The organism is Oleiphilus sp. HI0117, assembly GCF_001635235.1.
Genome location: NZ_LWGA01000385.1, coordinates 1 through 372, shown reverse-complemented (window position 1 = coordinate 372; position 372 = coordinate 1). Strand labels below are relative to the sequence as shown.

Here is a 372-nt window from a genome sequence, read left to right as displayed (position 1 = left end):
CTGCTGCTCAGGCGTACCATGCTCTTGAATTGTCGCACGTGCACCGTGGCTTAGGCCTGGATACATACCCCAAGACCAGTTAGCAGTACCAATCATTTCACTCAAAGCGATGTTGATGGACTCAGGTAGACCTTGTCCACCGTGCTCAACAGGCGCGTTCATTGAAGGCCAGCCGCCTTCTACAAATTGGTTATATGCTTCTTTAAAACCTGTTGGCGTTTTAACACCATCTTCACTCCAAGTACAACCTTCCTGGTCACCTACTTGGTTAAGAGGAGCTAGTACTTCTTCACAAAACTTTGCACCTTCGCCGATGATCGCTTCGACCATGTCTGGAGAAGCATCATCTGCTCCTATGGTTGCGTAGTGCTG

1 protein-coding gene is annotated in these 372 nt (G+C 48.9%); it reads right to left on the bottom strand.

Features of this window, described 5'->3' with window-relative positions; genetic code table 11:
• On the bottom strand, nt 1-372 hold a 372-nt coding region (locus A3757_RS04580), incomplete at both ends, for an acyl-CoA dehydrogenase family protein (RefSeq protein WP_197469770.1).